General features: G+C 56.4%; 17 protein-coding genes and 1 pseudogene. 9 read left to right on the top strand and 9 right to left on the bottom strand.

Annotated features, from left to right (window positions below; all coding sequences use genetic code 11):
• Positions 1-110: 110 nt before the first annotated feature.
• From QZ298_RS07090 to QZ298_RS07070, 5 genes and pseudogenes are all read right to left on the bottom strand, one after another.
• Positions 111-803 (bottom strand): urease accessory protein UreF, encoded by a 693-nt coding sequence (locus QZ298_RS07090; RefSeq protein WP_296007316.1) that lies wholly within the window; start codon positions 801-803, stop codon positions 111-113.
• Positions 796-1,368, bottom strand: a complete 573-nt coding sequence (gene ureE, locus QZ298_RS07085; RefSeq protein ID WP_296007314.1) for an urease accessory protein UreE — start codon at positions 1,366-1,368, stop codon at positions 796-798. The genes QZ298_RS07090 and ureE overlap by 8 nt, the downstream gene beginning before the upstream one ends.
• 76 nt (positions 1,369-1,444) lie before the next feature.
• Positions 1,445-3,163 carry an urease subunit alpha gene (locus QZ298_RS07080; protein WP_296007309.1) on the bottom strand — a complete coding sequence of 573 codons (1,719 nt, stop codon included), beginning with the start codon at positions 3,161-3,163 and terminating at the stop codon, positions 1,445-1,447.
• 173 nt (positions 3,164-3,336) lie between these two features.
• Positions 3,337-3,726, bottom strand: a pseudogene (locus QZ298_RS07075) (urease subunit beta); the annotation flags it as partial.
• 18 nt (positions 3,727-3,744) lie between these two features.
• A complete protein-coding gene (locus tag QZ298_RS07070) occupies positions 3,745-4,047 on the bottom strand; it encodes an urease subunit gamma (RefSeq protein ID WP_296007303.1) in 303 nt (100 codons plus the stop codon).
• Positions 4,048-4,270: 223 nt separating this feature from the next.
• Between QZ298_RS07070 and crcB the strand changes: the two genes are divergently transcribed.
• A complete protein-coding gene (gene crcB, locus QZ298_RS07065; protein WP_296007300.1) occupies positions 4,271-4,648 on the top strand; it encodes a fluoride efflux transporter CrcB in 378 nt (125 codons plus the stop codon).
• 128 nt (positions 4,649-4,776) lie between these two features.
• Here the strand turns inward: crcB and QZ298_RS07060 are convergent, their stop codons facing one another.
• Together QZ298_RS07060 and QZ298_RS07055 are read right to left on the bottom strand one after the other, a co-directional pair.
• On the bottom strand, positions 4,777-5,541 hold the full coding sequence (locus QZ298_RS07060) for a class I SAM-dependent methyltransferase (RefSeq protein ID WP_296007298.1): 765 nt from the start codon (positions 5,539-5,541) through the stop codon (positions 4,777-4,779).
• The gene (locus QZ298_RS07055) at positions 5,538-6,377 is read right to left on the bottom strand and encodes a S1-like domain-containing RNA-binding protein (RefSeq protein ID WP_296007295.1); all 840 of its coding nucleotides are present in this window, start codon (positions 6,375-6,377) and stop codon (positions 5,538-5,540) included. The genes QZ298_RS07060 and QZ298_RS07055 overlap by 4 nt, the downstream gene beginning before the upstream one ends.
• 181 nt (positions 6,378-6,558) lie before the next feature.
• Between QZ298_RS07055 and QZ298_RS07050 the strand changes: the two genes are divergently transcribed.
• From QZ298_RS07050 to QZ298_RS07025, 6 genes are all read left to right on the top strand, one after another.
• Complete coding sequence (locus tag QZ298_RS07050; protein ID WP_296007294.1) at positions 6,559-7,323, top strand: nitrilase-related carbon-nitrogen hydrolase; 765 nt, start codon at positions 6,559-6,561, stop codon at positions 7,321-7,323.
• 5 nt (positions 7,324-7,328) lie between these two features.
• Positions 7,329-10,151, top strand: coding sequence for an excinuclease ABC subunit UvrA (gene uvrA / locus QZ298_RS07045; RefSeq protein WP_296007290.1), 2,823 nt, complete (start codon positions 7,329-7,331; stop codon positions 10,149-10,151).
• A gap of 329 nt (positions 10,152-10,480) precedes the next feature.
• On the top strand, positions 10,481-12,646 hold the full coding sequence (locus tag QZ298_RS07040) for a BACON domain-containing carbohydrate-binding protein (protein WP_296007287.1): 2,166 nt from the start codon (positions 10,481-10,483) through the stop codon (positions 12,644-12,646).
• 51 nt (positions 12,647-12,697) lie between these two features.
• Positions 12,698-13,765: a DUF3800 domain-containing protein gene (locus QZ298_RS07035; RefSeq protein WP_296007284.1), complete on the top strand. Its 1,068-nt coding sequence runs from the start codon at positions 12,698-12,700 to the stop codon at positions 13,763-13,765.
• Between the two features lie 105 nt (positions 13,766-13,870).
• Entirely contained in the window at positions 13,871-14,413 is a 543-nt protein-coding gene (locus QZ298_RS07030; RefSeq protein ID WP_296007281.1) for a DUF4251 domain-containing protein, read from the top strand.
• Between the two features lies 1 nt (position 14,414).
• Complete coding sequence (locus QZ298_RS07025; RefSeq protein WP_296007279.1) at positions 14,415-15,062, top strand: hypothetical protein; 648 nt, start codon at positions 14,415-14,417, stop codon at positions 15,060-15,062.
• A gap of 122 nt (positions 15,063-15,184) precedes the next feature.
• Here the strand turns inward: QZ298_RS07025 and ispF are convergent, their stop codons facing one another.
• Positions 15,185-15,664 carry a 2-C-methyl-D-erythritol 2,4-cyclodiphosphate synthase gene (ispF, locus tag QZ298_RS07020; protein WP_296007276.1) on the bottom strand — a complete coding sequence of 160 codons (480 nt, stop codon included), beginning with the start codon at positions 15,662-15,664 and terminating at the stop codon, positions 15,185-15,187.
• A gap of 405 nt (positions 15,665-16,069) precedes the next feature.
• Between ispF and QZ298_RS07015 the strand changes: the two genes are divergently transcribed.
• Positions 16,070-17,518 (top strand): aminoacyl-histidine dipeptidase, encoded by a 1,449-nt coding sequence (locus QZ298_RS07015; RefSeq protein ID WP_296007274.1) that lies wholly within the window; start codon positions 16,070-16,072, stop codon positions 17,516-17,518.
• Positions 17,519-17,658: 140 nt separating this feature from the next.
• Here QZ298_RS07015 and argS read toward each other — a convergent pair whose 3' ends face one another.
• Positions 17,659-19,533, bottom strand: coding sequence for an arginine--tRNA ligase (gene argS, locus QZ298_RS07010; protein WP_296007272.1), 1,875 nt, complete (start codon positions 19,531-19,533; stop codon positions 17,659-17,661).
• An 84-nt stretch (positions 19,534-19,617) separates the two neighbouring features.
• Between argS and dusB the strand changes: the two genes are divergently transcribed.
• Positions 19,618-20,640 carry a tRNA dihydrouridine synthase DusB gene (gene dusB / locus QZ298_RS07005; protein ID WP_296007269.1) on the top strand — a complete coding sequence of 341 codons (1,023 nt, stop codon included), beginning with the start codon at positions 19,618-19,620 and terminating at the stop codon, positions 20,638-20,640.
• Positions 20,641-20,805: the final 165 nt, after the last annotated feature.

Raw genomic sequence — 20,805 nt, 5'->3', positions numbered from 1 at the left:
TTTTCAAGCAGGTTTTCTCGCCTCGGCATAGCTCAAGCAAGCTTGGCTCTGCATCTCGGCTTGTCGAAAACGTTTATATGTTTTGCGGCTTTCGGCTGTTGCCGACGCATTCAATTCATGAATAGGCGTTTGGAGCCTTTCTCGTGCAGCGAGGCCAGGATGTCGGTCTGGGGAACGAAGGCGTTCATGTCGTCGTACTCCATCGTTGCGGCTTCGTTGTAGAGCGGGCCGATTTCGGCCGCGAGCCGGAAGAAGATGCGCTGCGTGTCGTAGTGCGAGACCCGCACGCAGCGCAGTGCGGCGTTGAGCACCGTGTTGATCGCGCCGTACTGGTGCGAGCAGAAGAGTTCCCGCTCCTCGATTCCGCTGGCGGCGAATACGATCCCTTGAGCCGCCGGGTAGGTGCCCGGCGTGCGTTCGGCGGCGATCTCGTCCAGCCAGCGGGCGACCGTGCCGTCGGTGGCGATGCGGGCATAGAGTTCGGCCAGCTTCTTGCCCATGCGACAGGTCATTTGCCGGGCCTCGGTGTTCATTTTGCAGAGGATGGCTTGATGGTCGGCCCCGACGATACCGTCGAAGTCGTCGCGGCGGTAGCTCCGCATGGCTTGCAGAGCCGCCACACCGTCGGTAAAGGCCGCCTGCCGGGCGATTTCGCGGGCGTAGGCTTCGAGCGTTGCCGCGTCGTGCACCAGCCCCGTGTCGGCCGCCGTCTCCAGCCCGTTGGAAAACGAAAACGTTCCCACCGGAAAAGCCGAGTCGGTAAGCGCCAGCAGGTGCATGAGGACTCTTGTGTTGTCAGACATGGGCATGTTGGTGGCGATGTTCCGTTTCGTTCTCGTGGCCTGCGCCGCCGAAAAGCCGGCGGATTTCGTGCGGGGCCAGGTAGGGGATCACTTCCGATCCGGGTTGGAACGAGTAGTCGACGTGTTCGATCCGATGGGTGCGCATCACGCTGTCCATCACTTTTTTATCCACCGTCAGCGGAATGTAGGCCTTCGTGCCTTTGACCACGGCAGGCCAATGCTGGTTGCCGATGGCGTGGCCCAGTTCGAGGGCGATATGGATGATCTTTTCGGGCTGTTCGCGGGCCAGGCCGCTCAAGTCGGCGACCAGCACGTCGTTCAGACGGATGCCGATGGCCACGATCCGCCTGCGGTCGGCGTCGTATTCGAGAATGTCGCCGTCGAGCAGCTGTGCGCGCCGTTGGAGTGCCACAGCATATTCAGTGCCGCGGTCGCTGGGGGCCACGAAACGGCTTTTTTGTGCCGTCCATTGATCCAGATCGACGGTTTCGATGTCGGCTTCCCGGGCACGTTCGGCCCACTCGGGCGCATGCAGGTTGCCGAGGATTGCAGTGTAGATTTTCATGGGCAAGAGTGTCGTTTTACGAGGTGGAGAAAAAGTCCGGTTCCGGAAAACGGGGTCTCCGGAACCGGACGGAACGTCAGCTGAACCAGTAGAGCTGGCTCAAGGGGAATTCGCGGGCCGGCGTGACGTAGGCGCGGACGCCGTTCACGAGCACGTCGAACGTTTCGGGGTTGACGTCGATACGCGGCATGCCGCCGTTGCGCACCATGTCGAATTTCGTGAGCTGGCGCGTGCGGCGCACGGGCAGCACCATGCGTTCGAGCGACAGCCGTTGTTTGATGCCGTTTTCGTAGGCCGCATTCGAAACGAACGAGATGCACGTCTGCGGCAGCGCACGGCCGCAGGCTCCGAACATCGGCCGATAGTAGCATGGCTGCGGTGTGGGCAGCGAAGCGTTGGGATCGCCCATGTTGGCCCAGTTGATGACGCCGCCCTTGATGACCATCTTGGGTTTGGCACCGAAGAAATGCGGTTCCCAGAGCACCAGGTCGGCGATCTTGCCTTTCTCGACCGATCCGAGGTAGTCCGACACGCCGAACGTGATGGCCGGGTTGATCGTGACCTTGGCCAGGTAGCGCAGTACGCGGAAGTTGTCGTTGCCCTCGGCGTCTTCGGCCAGTTTGCCGCAGGCGTTTTTCATGAACGAAGCGGTCTGGAACGTGCGCATGAACGATTCGCCGATGCGGCCCATGGCCTGCGAGTCGGACGAGACCATCGACAGCACGCCCAGGTCGTGCAGCACGTTTTCGGCCGCCTGCGTCTCGGGGCGTACGCGGCTCTCGGCGAACGCCACGTCCGACGGAATCTTCGGATTGAGGTTGTGGCATACCATGATCATGTCGAACAGCTCGGCTTGCGAGTTGATGCCGAACGGCAGGGTAGGGTTGGTCGACGAGGGGAGCACGTAGGGCATCGACGCCACTTTCAAAAGGTCGGGCGCATGGCCGCCGCCGGCACCCTCGGTGTGGTAGGTGTGGATCGTGCGGCCGTCCATGGCGGCGATGGTGTCTTCGACGTAGCCGCCCTCGTTGAGCGTGTCGGTGTGGATGGCCACCTGCACGTCGTAGCGGTCGGCGACGTCGAGCGCCGCACGGATCGCTGCCGGGGTCGATCCCCAGTCTTCGTGTACCTTGAGTCCGCAGACGCCCGCTTCGATCTGTTCTTCGAGCGACTGGGCCACCGAACAGTTGCCCTTGCCCAGCATGCCGACGTTTACCGGAATGCCTTCGAGCGATTCGAGCATGCGCTCGGTGTTCCATTTGCCCGAAGTGATGGTCGTGCCGTTGGTGCCGTCGGTGGGGCCGATGCCGCCGCCGAAGAGGGTGGTGATGCCGTTGCTCAGCGAGGCATAGGCCTGCTGCGGCGAGATGAGGTGCACGTGGCCGTCGATGCCGGCCGCCGTCAGAATCAGATGCTCGCCCGATATGGCATCGGTCGCGGCGCCGGTTATCAGGTCGGGGTGCACGCCGTGCATGGTGTTGGGGTTTCCCGACTTGCCGATGCCGGCGATCAGACCGTCCTTGATGCCCACGTCGGCCTTCACAACGCCGAGTATGGGGTCGATGATCGTCACGTTGGTAATGACGATGTCGAGCGCCCCTTCCTTCGAGGTCATCGTGTTGGCCAGCCCCATGCCGTCGCGCAGGGTTTTGCCGCCGCCGTAGACGACTTCATCGCCGTATTCGCGGAGGTCTTGCTCGATCTCCACATACAGATCGGTGTCGCCCAGGCGGATCTTGTCGCCCACGGTCGGCCCGAAAAGGTTGTTGTATTCTTGACGTGAAATGGTTGCCATGGTCGTTATTTTTTTGTGTTGTCGTTCTTTTGTGCGGCGGCGGCTTCGTATTTCTTGTAGTCTGCTTCGGCCTGTTTTTCGCCGATCTCCTTGAATCCCGCTTCACGCACCTTGCGCACGGCTTTCATGCGGGCCGGGAAGTAGGTGGGGTTGTCTTCGTCGCCCGTGTAGCCCATGACTAAACCGTTGAAGCCGATGATGCGGCGCTTGCCGGCGAAGGTCACGACTTCGACCTCCTTCTGGTCGCCCGGTTCGAAGCGGATGGCTGTCGTGGCCGGGATATTCAGGTGGCAGCCGAACGAGGCGTCGCGGTCGAACTCCAGATAGCGGTTCACTTCGAAGAAATGGAAGTGCGAGCCTACCTGGATGGGACGATCGCCTGTGTTGCGGACAACCAGTTTTGCCGTCTTGCGGCCGGTGTTGTATTCGATGGGGGTGCCGGCCAGCAGTACGCCGCCCACGGCGACCGGCTGCGAGGGCTTGAAGCCCGGCCGGCCGGGATAGAGATCCGGGGCCTGCCGCTGTTGGGCAGCCGGAGTGTTCTTTGTTGTGTTATTGTCCATGATTCGATGCGTTACGAGTTATTTGATCGGGTGGTGGATGCTTACCAGACGCGAACCGTCGGTAAACACGGCTTCGACTTGCAGCAGATCGATCATGTCGGCCACGCCTTCCATGACGTCGCTCTTGCGCAGGACGCCGGCGGCGCTGGTCATGACCTCTTCGACGGTCTTGCCCGCACGAGCTTCCTCCAGCGCCGTCGAGGTAATGTAGGCCACAGCTTCCGGATAGTTGAGTTTGAGCCCCTTCTTCATGCGTCGTTCGGCGATCATGCCCAACGAAAGGAGCATCAGTTTGTCGATCTCTTTCGGTGATAAGTGCATAGTTGGATGGATTTTTGGTGGTTCGGCATCCGCCGTCATCCTTGCGGGGATCGACGGTTCGTCCGACGCATTGAAGAAATTCAAAGAGTATGCCAAGATCGATTCGGTGCAGGCCGTATGGCGTTCCGATCGCCGCGGCCGTGCGGTTGTTTGCAGGTTGTGGTTCGGAATTTGCAGACAGAGCCGAATTATTGTTATATCTTTACTCCAAAAATTGTTAGTTATGTTTCGAGCGATGCTTATTGCGGGGCTGGGCGGCTTCATCGGCACCTGCCTGCGGTTTCTGACGGGCAAACTTTTCCACTTCGCGGGAGCCGCCGCTTTTCCGTGGGGCACTTTCACGGTCAATTTGGTCGGCAGCTTCATCATCGGCATCTTCTTCGGCTTGGCCGAGAAGACGCATATGATTTCGCCGTCGATGAATGTGTTTCTTATTACGGGCTTCTGCGGCGGTTTTACCACTTTCTCGTCGTTTTCCGACGATATGTATCTGCTTTTGCAGCATAAACAGTGGCTCAACTTCGGTCTCTACGTGGGGTTGAGTTTCGCGTTGGGGCTGCTGCTCGTGTGGTTGGGCCGCTCGTTGATCAAGACTGCGTAAGGTCTTTTGGGACAGACAAAAAAGAGCGGAACGATGATTCGTTCCGCTTTGCCTGTTTCGAGACGTTCGCCCTGCCGGCTATGTCCCGCAGATTCGATTGTTTTTTGTAGACCGGATTGTTCCGCCGTTTATTTTTGCGCGATGTAAAAGAGGTCGAAGCATGCGGCGTCGACCGGCCCCAGCCGGTAGTCGTCCATGCGGATCGAGCCGGTCAGCTCGGTGTTGTCCCGCAGCAGTTTGCGCCGGTTCATGCGGTTCAGTATGTCATAGGGCAGTTGCAGCAGGCGGCGCGGCAGGCGATGTTGCAGGTCGAGGATGTCGTAGCGTGTGATACGGGCCACGCTCCGGCGGTTTTTCTCGTAGTAAGCCATCGCTTTCTCGTTGCCGAAGACGCCCAGCATCTCGACTTGAGGAAAGACGCTGCCCAACAACCCTTGCAGTTCTTCGGCCGTGTACTCGCGTACATGCCACGGATTGCGCGTGAGCGACATCGGGGCGTTGGGCGTCGTGACGATGAAACGGCCGCCGGGGCGCAGCACGCGTTCGATTTCGCGGACGAACTCCAGGTCGCGGCGGATGTGTTCGATGACTTGGAACGAAATCACGCAGTCGAACGAGTGGGTCGCAAAGGGCAGCGGCGGCACGGTCGCCCGGTGGAATTCTACGCCCGGGAATCGGGCCGGATCCACGGCCGGAACATGCTTGTCGATGGTAATGAAGCGCGCGGCATGCGGCGCCACGACTTCGATGCCGTATCCCGAGCCGGTGCCGATTTCCAAAACGTCGCCCTTGATGCGCTCCGCGGCGGCATGGTAGGCCAACAGCGAGCGCTGGAACACGAAATTGTCGGAAGCCTCGCCCGAAACCCGTTCGGCGGTTCGGATGCTTTTCATCGTTTGCGGATTTTGATTTCGCGGTCGGTCATCTCCACGTCGCCTTGTTTGAGCAGCATGCCTACCGAGCGTTTGAAAACTTTTTTGCTCATCGCCGTCAGGCGCTGTACCTCGGCCGGGTCGCTGGCGTCGTTGAGCGGCAGATGCCCGCCGTTGTCGCGCAGCAGTTGCAGCAAGGTGCGGGCCGAATCCTTGACCTGCGCGAAACCCGTCTGTTGCAGGCTCACGTCGATGCGGTTGTCCTCCGTGATGCGGCGCACGTAGCCCCGCAGGCGGTCGCCGACAGCCACGGGGCGGAAAATCTGGTTGCGGTAGATCATGCCCCAGTGGCGGTTGTTGACGATTACCCGATAGCCGATCGGGCTTTCCGATGCCACCAGCAGGTCGATCTCTTCGCGCGGGCGCACCGTTATTTCATCGTTGTCGATGAAGGTTTTCAGCTTGTTCGTCGCCACGCAGCGGCCCGTCACGCTGTCTTCATAGAGGTAGACGAGGTAGCTGTGGCCGGCCAGAATGCCGCCCTGCTGGTTGCGGTTGGGCAGGAAGAGGTCCTTGCCCGTGAGTCCCCAGTCGAGGAAAGCCCCGTGCACGGTCTTATCCACCACCTTGAGGAACCCGGCTTCGCCGACGCGCAGCAGCGGCGTCTCGGTCGTTGCCACCAGGCGGTCTTCCGAATCGTGGTAGACGAACACTTCCTTGGTGTCGCCCGGTTTGTCCGAGAGCGAAACATAACGGTTCGGAAGCAGCACTTCGTCGTGGTCTTCGTTTTCCAGATAGAGACCGTAGTCCGATATGCGGCTGACGGTAAGGGTGTGGTTGCGGCCTGCTTTGAGCATGGTTCGTGGGATTAGGTTGCAAAAGTACGTTTTATTTCGTTGGATCGCAACTTTCCGGCGAATTTGCCGGGCAGGGATTGCGCGTATCCGAAAAATGGTTAATTTTGCAAGAAGGGAGACAACCCTTTTTGAATCATACTTAGGTCTGCTTATAAAGGGATTTATGTAAATATTGGGATTTATGAAGATTCGTATTGCGCTTTGTCAGGTAGATATGGAGTGGGAGCATACGGCCCGCAATCTGGAACGCATCGAGCCGGTGGTGGCGGCCGCCGATGCTGATGTCGTGGTGCTGCCCGAGATGTTCGCCACCGGTTTCAAGCTGCGCCCTTCGGTGGTGGCCGAACCCGCCGACGGACTGGTCGTTACGACCATGCGCCGCTGGGCCGCGACCTACGGCAAGGCGATCGTGGGCAGTGCCGTGATTCTCGATGACGGCACCTACCGCAACCGGATGTTCTTTGTCAAACCCTCGGGCGAAACCGAGTGGTACGACAAGCGCCATCTGTTCCGCCCGGGCGGCGAGGGGCGCGACTACACCCCGGGCGACCGGCGTGTGGTGGTCGAATACATGGGGTTCCGCTTTCTGCTGCAAATCTGCTACGATCTGCGTTTCCCGGTTTGGAGCCGCAATCGGGGCGACTACGACGCCATCATCTATTGTGCCTCGTGGGACAACAAGCGGCGCGATGCCTGGTGTGCGCTGCTGCGTGCCCGGGCGATCGAGAACCAGTGTTATGTGATCGGCGTAAATCGTGTGGGCACCGATCCCGATGCGGTGTACATCGGCGACTCGATGGCGCTCGACTTCCTTGGCCGCACCATTGCCGGGGCCGACAGCGGCGAGTGGACGATGGTTGTGACGCTCGACCTCGATCAGCAGTGCGCTTTCCGCGACTCGTTTCCTGCATGGCAGGATGCGGACGATTTCGAACTGAAAGCGTAATGAGGATGAAAGAAGATTCGATCAAAATATTCGGTGCTCGGGTGCATAACCTCAAAAATGTCGACCTGGAGATTCCGCGCGACCGTTTGGTCGTCGTCACGGGGTTGAGCGGTTCCGGGAAGTCGTCGCTGGCTTTCGATACGATCTATGCCGAGGGGCAGCGGCGTTACATGGAGACGCTCTCGACCTATGCCCGGCAGTTCGTCGGGGCGATGGAGCGTCCCGACGTGGACAAGATCACGGGTTTAAGCCCCGTCGTGGCCATCGAGCAGAAGACCACCAACAAGAATCCCCGCTCCACGGTGGGCACCGTGACCGAGATCAACGACTTTCTGCGTCTGCTCTATGCCCGGGCGTCGCGTGCCTATTCGCCCGTTACCGGCGAAGAAATGGTGCATTACACCGATGAGCAGATCGCCGAATTGATCCTCGAAAACTTCGCAGGGCGCAAAATCGCCCTCCTGGCGCCGGTCGTCAAGGGGCGCAAAGGTCATTACCGCGAGTTGTTCGAGACCCTGGCCAAGAAAGGGTATATCTATGCCCGCATCGACGGGGAGATTCGCGAAATTTCGCCCGGCATGCGCCTCGACCGCTATAAGATACACACGATCGATCTGGTCGTCGATCGCCTGACGGTGGGCGAGGAGTCGCGCGAGCGGCTCATGACCTCGCTCAAGGAGTCCATGCGGCAGGGCAAGGGCACGATGGCCCTCTACGATTACGGCACCGACCAGCAGCGGTTCTATTCGCGGCATCTGATGTGCCCCTCTACGGGCGTGGCGTTCGAAGATCCTGCGCCGCACACCTTTTCGTTCAACTCGCCCAAGGGAGCTTGCCCCCATTGCAACGGGCTGGGCGAGGAGGCTGTGTTCGACATTGCCAAGATCATCCCCGACAAGGGCCTTTCGTTGCGCGAGGGGGCGGTCGAGCCATTGGGTAAGTATCGCAACAATACGCTTTTCGCCTTGCTGGAGATGTTGGGCCGCCGCTACGACTTCACGCTCGACGATCCGGTCGCAACTTTCTCCGAGGCGGCGCTCCATGCCGTGCTCTACGGCGATCCGGAGCCGTTGGCCGTCGATCTTTCGGAGTTCGGAGCGCCCGCCGGAGGGCGGCAGTTCCTTTCGTGGGAGGGCGTTGCCGAATATATCGGACGCAGCGAGGATGAGGATACGGCGCGCGGCCGCAAGTGGCGCGAGCAGTTTTTGGTCTACCGCACCTGTTCGGCATGCGGCGGCTCACGTCTCAAACCCGAGGCGTTGCAGTTTCGGGTTGCCGACAAGAATATCGCCGAGGTCTCGGCCTTCTCGATCGAGGAGTTTTCTGCCTGGATGGAGCATGTCGAGGAGCGGATGACCGAAAAGGAGCGGCGCATCGCCCAGGAGGTCGTCAAGGAGATTCGCGAGCGGCTCCGGTTCCTGATGGAGGTGGGCCTGGGCTACCTTTCGCTCGCCCGGTCGTCGCGGTCGCTTTCGGGCGGCGAGAGCCAGCGCATCCGCTTGGCCACGCAGATCGGCTCGAAGCTGGTCAACGTGCTTTATATCCTCGACGAACCCTCCATCGGGCTGCATCAGCGCGACAACCAGCGGCTCATCCGCAGCCTGGAGGAACTGCGCGATGCCGGCAATTCTGTCATCGTCGTCGAGCACGACGAGGAGATGATGCGTGCCGCCGATTTTATTGTCGACGTAGGTCCAAAGGCGGGCCGTCGGGGCGGGCATATCGTAGCCGCAGGTTGTTATGACGATATTTTGCACGCCGATTCCGTGACGGCCGATTACCTCACGGGGCGGCGGAAAATCGAGATTCCCGAGCGTCTGCGTCCCGGTTCGGGGCAGTGCATCGTCATTCGCGGCGCCCGGGGCAACAACCTGAAAAATATCGACGTCGAATTCCCTCTGGGCAAGCTGATCTGCGTCACAGGCGTGAGCGGTTCGGGCAAGTCGACGCTGGTCAACGAGACCCTGCGTCCGATTCTCTCCAAGACGCTCTACCGCTCGTTCGACCGACCGCTCGAATACGATGCCGTCGAGGGGATCGAGCATGTCGACAAACTTGTGGTTGTCGACCAGTCGCCCATCGGGCGGACGCCGCGCTCCAATCCGGCCACCTATTCCGATGTGTTTACCGACATCCGCAAACTTTTCGAATCGACGCCCGATGCGCAGATCCGCGGTTTCAAAGCGGGGCGCTTCTCGTTCAACGTCAAGGGCGGCCGCTGCGAGGAGTGCCGCGGGGCGGGGGTGCAGACCATCGAGATGAACTTCCTGCCCGATGTTTATGTACGTTGCAAAGCATGCGGCGGACACCGCTACAACCGCGAGACGCTGGAGGTCAAGTATAAGGGCAAGTCGATCGACGATGTGCTGAACATGACGGTCAACATGGCCGTGGAGTTCTTCGAGAGCATCCCGAACATCTATCAAAAGTTGCGCGCGATACAGGAAGTGGGGCTGGGCTACCTGACCCTCGGGCAGCCCTGTACGACTCTTTCGGGCGGCGAGAGCCAGCGCATCAAGCTGGCGGCGGAACTCTCCAAGCGCGACACCGGGCGCACGCTCTACATCCTCGATGAACCGACGACGGGCTTGCATTTCGAGGACATCCGGCTGCTGCTGGAGGTGCTCAACAAACTGGTCGACCGCGGCAATACGGTAATCGTCATCGAGCACAATTTAGATGTCGTCAAGGTTGCCGATCATTTGATCGACATCGGCCCCGAGGGCGGCGCTGCCGGCGGCGAAGTCGTCGCCACGGGTACGCCCCACGAAGTGGCGCAGTGTTCCCGCAGCCACACCGGGCAGTTCTTGAAAAAGATGGGGCTGTAAATTATTTTGTCTTAAAAATGATTATATTTGCATAGTATTCAATTCTGCTGCCTATGAAATAGTGGTGCCTGTGCGCACATTGTAGACATATTCGGAAAAAGCGTTAGCTTTTATTCTTGTTCTTGAAACTTAGGAAACTTCACAGAGCAACCAAGAGTAAAGCGGTGACGCTCACGCCCTCACGGCGTGGGCTTTACTCATTTATTTGGTTGCATGGTATCCTAAGACCTCAAGAACAGATAAAGAGTTTTGTCCGCGCTTTTTTTATGTGCGTGCCTCGACCTCGAAAAGGACAAACCGAGTATTTTTCTAAACTACAATCGAATTGTATGAAGAAATTTTGTGCGCTATTTTTTCTTGCAGCTATGATCTTCGCAGGGTGCAGTGAAAAAGATGATGCGATAGCTGAAAGTCCGAACCGGCCCGGAGAAACTCCGGGACAACCTTCCGAAACACCGGGAGAGACTCCTGCTTTGACAATCGGGACTACAAAATACACGTTTCCTGCCGAGGGCGGTTCTGTGCAGATACCATTTGAGGTAAATGTCGACTGGAAAACTTCGATCGAGTACCGCACGGAGGATTCCGGATGGCTGACCTTGACGCCCGAAAGCGGCGAGGCCGGAAATGTCGTATTGACCATAACGGCCGAATCCAATTCCGCTACCGAGCAGCGGACTGCTACCGTTCATATTCTTTATAGCGGGAGATTATGCGAAGTATTTGTCATTCAGTCCGCCAGAACACCAGAACCCCCTGTTTTAACTCCAAATGTGACTGCGATACATTATTTTTTAGCTAAAGGCGATTATAGGCAGCTATCGTTCGAGGTAAATGTCGATTGGGAAACTTCGATCGAGTATGCGGCAGGCGATTCCGGATGGCTGACTTTGACGCCAGAAAGCGGAGAAGCCGGAAATGTCGTATTGACTATAACAGCCGAAGCAAATTCTACTACCGAGCAGCGAAAAGCGTTCGTTCGTATTCTTTATGGCGAAAAATACAACACATTGACTATTATCCAGTCGGCCATAATTCCAACTTTGAAGATTGAGTATACAGACTATGCGGTTGCAGCCAAGGGCGGTTCCGTAGAAGTGCCGTTCGAGGTAAATGTCGACTGGAAAACTTCGATTGAATATGCAGCAGGCGATTCCGGATGGCTGACTTTGACGCCTGAAAGCGGAAAGGCGGGAAAAGTCGCATTGACTATCACTGGCAGCGGTCTCAATTCTTTACAACGCAAAGCTACTGTTCGTATTTTTTATGGAGAGCAATCATGTGAATTATCTGTCGTTCAGTCGGAAAATGATGATGACGTGGATATCACTGCGGCTTTCGATCCGTTTTTTGCCCGAACGTTACAGAGCCGTGGGTATATTGCCGATGCGAACCATATTACCTATAAGGAGGTTAGGAATATTACGCAAATGAATGTTTCTGGAAGAGGTCTTACCTCTTTACAGGGTATTGAGTATTTCTCGGCTTTGACATCGTTGAATTGCCGCAACAATGAGTTAACCTCGTTGGATGTGTCCGGATGTACAGCATTAACAAGTTTGATCTGCTACTTCAATCAATTGATATCATTGGATATTTCCGGTTGTACGGCATTGGAATACTTGGATTGTAGTAGTACTCAATTGAATTCGTTGGATGTATCGAATAACTTGGCATTGACAAATTTGGATATTTCTTACAATCGGTTGACCTTGCTGGATGTGTCGAGGAATATTGCTTTGACGAAGTTGAATTGCCGCAACAATGAGTTAACCTTGTTGGATGTGTCTAGGAATACTGCTTTGGCGACGTTGAATTGCTACCTCAATCGGTTGACCTCGTTGGATGTGTCGAAGAATACTGCGTTAACCTCGTTGGATTGTCAATACAATCAGTTAATAGCGTTGGATGTATCGAATAACTTGGCATTGACAAATTTGGATATTTCTTACAATCGGTTGACTTTGCTGGATGTGTCAAGGAATACTGCTTTGAGGCGGTTAGGTTGCCATTCCAATAGATTAACATCGTTGGATATCTCGAAAAATACTTTGTTAGAGTATTTATTGTGTTCCTATAATAAGTTAAATGTGTTGGATGTATCGAATCATTTGGCGTTGATACATTTGAACTGCGAATACAATCAGTTGACTTCGTTGGATGTATCGAGGAATACTGCTTTGACAAAGTTGTATTGTCACTACAATCAGTTAACCTCATTGGATGTGTCGAGGAATACTGCGTTGATGTGGTTGGGTTGTCATTCCAATAAATTAACATCGTTGGATATCTCGAAGAATACATTGTTGGAGTCTTTGCAGTGCGACTCCAACCCTGGGAAGGGATATGTTTTCTATGTAACGGCGTGGTTCGATAATAATACTATCCCGACGGGGCCGAGCCCGAGCGATCCTGACTATGATTATCGATTTACTTCTGGTAGCTGGACCTATAACGGTCATACTATTGATATCGAATACCGTAAGATTCGGTAATGTTAGATACATTTATTTTTAATATTTTCTTTTGACAAAATCCGCAGAATTATGAACAAGGAGACAACGATCTATGTAGACGACGCCGGCAATACGGGCTCTAACCTAACCGATGAAAGGCGGCAATATTTCGTATTATCGGCTGTCAAATTTTCTGAAGAAGAACTGGATCGGATCAAGAACGACATCGGATACGATCGCGAAATGCACTTCGTTAAGATGAAAAAGAGCCACGAAGGCCGCGAGGCGATTAAGAAATTTCTGCAACATGAATTGATAGATGACAAACATGTCTATTACGCGTTCACGCATAAGCGATTTTGCATATATGCTAAAATGGTAGACATGCTCATCGAACCTGTTATTCACTATGTTTTGCGGCAAGACTTATATACGCAAAGAAGAAATATGGTTTTGGCCAATTGCCTTTATGTTTTTGCGGAGAATCATTCCGATAAAGCACTTGTTAAAAAATTTAGGGAGACTTTTGAACGAATGATGAGAGAGCCGCAGATAGAAACTGCTGAAGATTTTTATCAAGTCGTTATTCAATTGAAAGAACAAGCGGCTTCCCGTTTCAGCGAGTTATTGGAATACATACTAATGAGCCGACAGATGTTGGATGTTGTACTTACCGGGGATAAAACCTATTCGTTGGATGTTACTATTAGTTCTTTATTAGTGCTGACTAACTATTGGCATAAGAAGACGGGAACATATTTGAACATATTGACGGACAATTCAAAACAGATAGAAGCCCATGAAAATATCATAAATGGTTTAATGTCTATTCCCAATAAACAAGAGGTAGGATATGATTCCCGCAAGCAACTGTTTCCACTGCCGATAACGAAGCTTACAATGACTGATTCTAAAGATTGTTTCGGAATTCAGGTTGCGGATATGGTGGCAAGTGCCGTCGCATTCAGATGGAACCCGACAACGGACAGATTTCAAAGGTTTCAGGATGAAATAAAAGGTTTCCCATTCTTCGATCTTCGGTGTTATTCAGTTATGCCCTCTTCGGTTGCAGAACTTACTGAATCGGTAGATAGCTCGAATGATGTCGATCCATTTGAATATTTAGCAGCTAATATGTGTTCCGTCGATAATATTTGATGTGTCGAAGTGAAAAGATCTCGCAAAAACTGCGAGGTCTTTTTTTTGTCTGCTCTTCGGCACCGAAATTGCAATCATGGCCGCAAAACCAAACCATTACGTGCCATGAAAAAAACAGCCATTCTTCTTTGCGGCCTGATGCTTTGTGTGGCGGCCGTCACGGTCATCGGCCAGAAGAAGATGCTTTCGCCCAAGGAGGAGCGCCGCGAGGTGCGCGAGAAACGCCGTGCCCAGCGGATCGCCGATTACGAAAAGATGGTCGACTCGATCGTCCTTTCGCACAGCTTCCAGTTCAATCCCCAGACTATGCAGCGCCAGCCGGCCGGCCCCATGCGTCAGATCATGAACCCTTCGTTCAACGTCGCCATCTGGGACGGAACCGCCGACATCTGCCTGCCTTACATCAAGGGCTACGTCCAGCCTTATTTCGTGACGGTGCTCAACTATACGGTTACCGATCTTCAGGGCTACACCACCGAACAGACCCACGAAGGATGGATGGTGACTTTCAGCACGTCGCTTTACTCGTCGTCGACCTATACGTTCACGTTCGAGATTTTCTCCCGCACGGGCGGTGCCAACCTGACGATTACCAATCCGTGGTACAACGCCGTGGAGTATTCGGGAAGCATTTCGCAGTTATATTGACATGAAGTTTTCTTTGTCGTTCGGCGCCGCGCTGCTTTTTGCAGCCGGTGCCGTTTTTGCTCAAAACCCGCAGATCGCCATAGGCACCGCGGCGGTCGACAGCGTGCCGCAGACGACGATCGTCCCTGTGCAGCAGGCACCCGTGCATATTACCGAGCATACGACCGTCTACGAGGAGCCGACCCGTCATATGACCCGGCCCGAGCGTCGGGCCTATCGTGCCCGGGTCTATGCCGCGCGCATCGATTCGCTCGTGCAGTCGCGCAACTATCTGTTCTATCCCAATTCGATGCAGCAACGGCCGAAAGGGTTGATACGCTCGATTTATGCGGATTATTTCTTTTTCGGTCTGCTGGTCGATCGTGTCGAGGTGCATTTGCCCGTCGAGACCGGCGCGACCCAATATGTGGGGATGCTCAATTTCGATGCGCCGTCGATCCGCGATTATCGGGCCGTGCGCGGAGCATCGGCCTGGCAGGTTTCGTTCGGGTTCGTCGACGGCGCCGAGGAATATCGTGCCGAACTGACCGTCTCCACGGTTACCGGAGAGACCGTTTTGATGCTCGATACGCCTGAAACATCCATGCGCTATGCAGGTTGGCTCTGGAACAAGCGCATGGGCGATCCGAAATTCCGCAGACTGGATTGAATTCCGGATTTTTGGCTGCCCGCAGATGTCGTTCGGCGGGTTGCATTTTGCCGGTTCGGGCCGGTCGGCAGAGACAGCGTGCTGGTGTGCGGATTCTCAGGGCCTGAACATCGAAGCTGAATTTATGGCCTGAATATCAGTGCTACGGCCGACACCGAAACCCCTTCTTCGCGTCCTTCGAAGCCCAGATGCTCTGTGGTCGTAGCTTTGACCGACACCCGGTCATCGTCTACACCCATAGCATCGGCCAAGGCGCGGCGCATGGCGTCGATGAAAGGGCGCAGCTTGGGCCGTTGCATGCGGATCGTGCAGTCGACGTTGCCGATTTCATATCCCTTTTCCCGTACCATCGCGGCCGTGCGGTGCAGCAGAATCTTCGAGTCGATGCCCGAATAGTCGGACGAAGTGTCCGGAAAATGAAGCCCGATGTCGCCCAATGCGGCTGCACCCAAGAGTGCGTCGCACACCGCATGAATCGCCACGTCGCCGTCCGAGTGGGCGACCAGCCCTTTTGTGTAGGGTATCTCCACCCCTCCCAGCACCAGCTTCAGGTCGTCGGCCAGCGCGTGCACGTCATATCCGTGTCCTATTCTGAAATCCATAACATGAATCGAATCTTGGTTCGAACGACCGAATGGTTCCGGTCGCAATCGAAAGTTGTGAAAATCAAAATTAATGTTTTTTCTTCGCATCCGCAAATCGCTGTCCCTCCCGATGACCGTCGGGCGGTTCGGGATGGCAGCCGGTATAGCGATCCCCCGGTTGCCGTATTGCCGATCGCAATCCTATTTTGGCTGAAATCCGTAATCCCGCCCTCGGATTCCGCATGGCCCGAAGATGTGCGGCCGTAGGGGGGACATTTTTTTCGGCGGCGATAGCAAGTTGGCGATAATTTCGTAATTTTGCAGGAGATAATTTTTGTCATGACCAGGTTCGGGCAAGATCGGCGGGCTGCCGATATGCTTGGCCGAGGAACCTGCATGAACCATGAATTAATTTTTAAACCTATGTCCGAAATCTCCAATCTGGAACCCCGCTTGGTGTGGGAACAGTTCGACGCCATCACGCAGGTGCCGCGTCCCTCGAAAAAGGAGGGCAAGATCATCGATTTTCTGGTCGGCTTCGCCAAATGTCATGACCTCGAATATCAAAAGGATGCCGTCGGCAACGTTGTGATGCGCAAGCCTGCGACGCCCGGTTTCGAAGAGCGTCCGGGCGTTGTCTTGCAGTCCCATATGGATATGGTCTGCGAAAAGAATTCCGACGTGGAGTTCGATTTCGACAACGATCCGATCCGTACGCGCATCGATGGCGGATGGGTGCGGGCCGAGGGCACGACTCTGGGCGCCGACTGCGGCATCGGCATGGCTGCGGCCCTGGCGGCTCTGATCGATCCGTCGGTCGAGCACGGCCCCCTGGAAGCGCTCTTTACGGTCGACGAGGAGACCGGTCTCACGGGAGCTTTCGAGTTGGGCGAAGGGATGTTGCAGGGCAAATATCTGCTCAACCTCGACTCCGAGGACGAGGGCGAACTCTTCATCGGTTGCGCCGGCGGCGTCGATACCGTGGCTGCGTTCAAGCTCCTCATGGAGGAGGCGCCGAAGAACTATTCGTTCTTTCGCGTCGATGTTTCCGATCTGTTGGGCGGCCATTCGGGCGACGATATAGACAAGGGGCGTGTCAATTCCAACAAGACCGTCGCCCGCTTGTTGTGGGACGGCATGCAGTCGTGCGAGCTGCGGTTAAGCTATTTCTCGGGCGGCAATCTGCGGAACGCTATTCCGCGCGAGGCGTATGCCATCTTCGGTGTGCCGACCCGGTTGAAAAAGGATTTCATCAAGCGTTACGAGCTTTTCGCTGCTGACCTGGAGGCCGAGTTCCGGCTGCGCGAACCCAATTTCCGGATCACGCTCAACGAAATGCCCGAGGTCGACGAGGTGCTGGAGTCCCGCACGCAGTTCGCTTTGGTCTATTCGCTCGTGGGGGTGCCCAATGGTGTCATCGCCATGTCGGCCGCCGTGCCGGGGCTGGTCGAGACGTCGACCAATCTGGCATCGGTAAAGTTCGAGCAGGGGCGGATCGTCGTCACTTCGTCGCAGCGGTCGTCGGTCGAAAGCGCCAAAACCTACGTCATGCAGATGGTCGAGTCGGTCTTCGCATTGGCCGGTGCCGATGTTACGCATTCCGACGGTTATCCGGGGTGGGCGCCCGACCCGCATTCCCGGTTGTTGGAGATTACCGCTTCGGCTTACCGGCGTCTGTTCGATGCCCAGCCCAAGGTGCGGGCGATCCATGCCGGTCTGGAGTGCGGGTTGTTCCTCGAAAAATATCCCGATCTGGAGATGGTCTCGTTCGGCCCGACCTTGCGCGGCGTGCATTCGCCCGATGAGCGGCTCGAAATCGCTACCGTGCCCAAGTTCTGGGAGTTGCTCAAAGAGGTGCTGCGGACGTTGTAGCCGCCGCAACCCGAATAAAAAAGGAAGTCGTTTTGCGACTTCCTTTTTTTGTCGGTTTCCGATGCCGAAAACGTCTTGCCGCGGCTTACGCCGTGTGCATGGACGGTCGGTAAGGGCGGATGCGTCCGGCTGACATCCGGTTACATCCGTTCCGGCACCTCGATGCCCAGCAACTTCATACCGCTGCGGATCACGCGGGCCACCTGGGCGGCCAGTTGCAGACGCAGGCGACGCACTCCGTCGTTCTCCTCCTTGAGGATCGAATGGTCGTGATAGTAGCCGTTGAACTGCTTGGCCAGTTCGTAGACGTAGGCGCCGATGATCGAGGGTGCGAAGTTGTCGCCGGCTGCCTTGACCGTGGCGGGGTATTCCGAGAGCGTTTTTATCAAGTCGATTTCTTCGGGCAGGAGCAGCTGGCCGCTCTCGACAGCAGACTGGCAGATCCCGGCTTCGGTATTTTCGGGCCGGGTCGAGGTGCCGGGCTGTGCGATCTTCGCCTGTGCGGACGTGTTCAAAGGCAGAGCCGTGTCGATACCCGCTTCGGCGGCCTTGCGCAGGATGGAGCGGATGCGCGCGTGAGTGTATTGGATGAACGGGCCGGTGTTGCCGTTGAAGTCGATCGATTCGCGCGGGTCGAAAAGCATCGTTTTCTTGGGGTCGACTTTGAGGATGAAGTATTTCAGGGCGCCCAGGCCGACCATCGTCGATACGGCGTCGGCTTCTTCGGCCGTGCAGCTCTCCAGCTTGCCCAGTTCGGCGGACATCTCGCGGGCCGTCGTTACCATGTCGGCGATCAGGTCGTCGGCATCGACCACGGTGCCTTCGCGCGACTTCATCTTGCCCTCGGGCAGCTCCACCATGCCGTAGGAGAGGTGGGTAATGTGGTCGCTCCAGTCGGCATAGCCCAGTTTCTTGAGCACAAGTTTGAGCACCTGGAAATGGTAGTTCTGTTCGTTGCCGACCACATAGATCATGTCGTCGAGTTTGTTGTCCTCGAAGCGGCGGAATGCGGTGCCGAGGTCTTGGGTCATGTATACCGAGGTGCCGTCGCCGCGCAGCAGCAGCTTCTCGTCCAGCCCGTCGCCCGTCAGATCGATCCACACCGAGTTGTCGTCGCGGCGGTAGAAAACGCCCTTGGCGAGACCCTCCTCGACCAGCGATTTGCCCAGCAGGTAGGTCTGCGATTCATGGTAAACCTTGTCGAAGTCGACGCCCAAAGCCTTGTACGTCACGTCGAAGCCCTCGTACACCCAGCTGTTCATGGTCTCCCACAGCGAATAGACTTCGGGGTCTTTGGCCTCCCATTTACGCAGCATTTCCTGCGCCTGAAGCATGATGGGGGCGTTCTTCTTGGCTTCCTCTTCGCTTTGGCCCAGGGCCGTCAGCTCCTTGATTTCGGCTTTGTAGTGCTTGTCGAATTCCACATAATATTTGCCCACCAGATGGTCGCCTTTCATGCCCGACGAGGCGGGCGTCTCGCCGTTGCCGTAGAGTTTCCAGGCCAGCATCGACTTGCAGATGTGGATGCCGCGGTCGTTGACCAGGTTGGCCTTGATGACATGGTGGCCGTTCGCCGCCAGAATCTGCGCCACCGAATAACCCAGCAGGTTGTTGCGGATGTGGCCCAGGTGCAGGGGCTTGTTGGTGTTGGGCGACGAATATTCGACCATTACCGTACGGCCCGAGGGAGCTGCTTGCCCGAACCGGTCGTCGGCTGCGATTTCGGCGAAGCGCGCCGCCCAGACCGAAGCGTCGAGCGAGAGGTTCAGGAATCCTTTGATGACGTTGAATCCCTTGATCTCCGGCACGTTGTCCGTCATATAGGTGCCTATTTCGGTCGCCGTGGCTTCGGGCGATTTGCGGCTTCGCCGCAGCAGCGGGAACGTCACGAGCGTATAGTCGCCCTCGAATTCCTTGCGGGTCTTCTGGATTTGCAGTTCTTCGCCCTCCGACGATCCGTAGAGCGTTTCGACCGTGCGGCGGACGGCATCCGAAATAAAGGTCTCGATATTCATGTTCGTAAGATGGAATTTAGCCTACAAATTTAGCGTTTTATTGCCAAATTACAACTACCTTTGCCGCCAAATCCACCTTGCTGTATGAAGATAGCCGACATAGACCTGGGCGACCGTCCGCTTCTCTTGGCGCCGATGGAGGATGTGACCGATCCTTCGTTCCGCTACATGTGCAAGCGGTTCGGGGCCGATATGGTGTATACCGAATTCATTTCGTCCGACGGGCTGATCCGCGATGCGGCCAAGTCGCTCAAGAAACTGGAAATCGACGAAGCGGAACGGCCGGTGGGCATTCAGATCTACGGCCATCTGATCGAACCGATGGTCGAGGCGGCCCGCATGGCCGAAGCGGCGAATCCGGACGTGATCGATATCAACTTCGGGTGCCCGGTCAAGAAGATCGCAGGCCGCGGCGCCGGGTCGGGGATGATGCGCGACGTGCCGACGATGGTCGAAATGACGCGCCGCATCGTGGAGGCGGTGCGCAAGCCGGTAACGGTCAAAACCCGGCTGGGCTGGGACGACGAACATAAGAATATCGAAGAAATCGCCCTGCGGTTACAGGATGTTGGCATTGCAGCGCTGACGATTCATGGCCGCACGCGGGCGCAGATGTATCGCGGCGAAGCGGACTGGAGGCTGATAGGCAAGGTAAAGAACAACCCGCAGATACGCATTCCGATCATCGGCAACGGCGACGTGGATTCCGGCCCCCGGGCGGCTGAAATGTTCGACCGCTACGGCGTGGACGGCGTGATGATCGGCCGCGCGACCTATGGCCGGCCGTGGATTTTCCGCGAAGTGAAACACTACCTTGCGACGGGCGAGGTGCTGCCGCAGCCGTCGGTGGCGGAGCGGGTGGCGATAGCGAAAGAACACCTTCGCAAATCGCTCGAAATCAAAGGCGACCACGTAGGAATCCTGGAGATGCGGCGCCATCTGACCAACTATTTCAAGGGACTGCCCAACTTCAAGGAGACGCGGCTGAAACTGGTAACGTCGCTCGATATCGACGAACTCTTCGCCACGCTCGACCTGATCGCCGACCGCTGGGGCGATTTCGATGCCGGCAACGCTATCCCTGCCCCGCTGTCGCACAACCTCTGACCCGCTCTGACCGGGTACCTATATAAAATAGGTATGGCATCTATCCGTGACCTCGGACGGTTGCGGTACTCTGCCAGAAAAAATTGAGGATGGGCGGCTCCGAGCGCCGCTCGCAAAGGGCAGAAGCATATTTTTACGGATCGGCATAAAAAATTCCGAACGATT

This window comes from uncultured Alistipes sp., assembly GCF_910580175.1.
Lineage (GTDB): Bacteria > Bacteroidota > Bacteroidia > Bacteroidales > Rikenellaceae > Alistipes.
The sequence above is the reverse complement of the archived record's forward strand: the minus strand, read 5'-3'. Positions and strand labels throughout refer to the sequence as shown.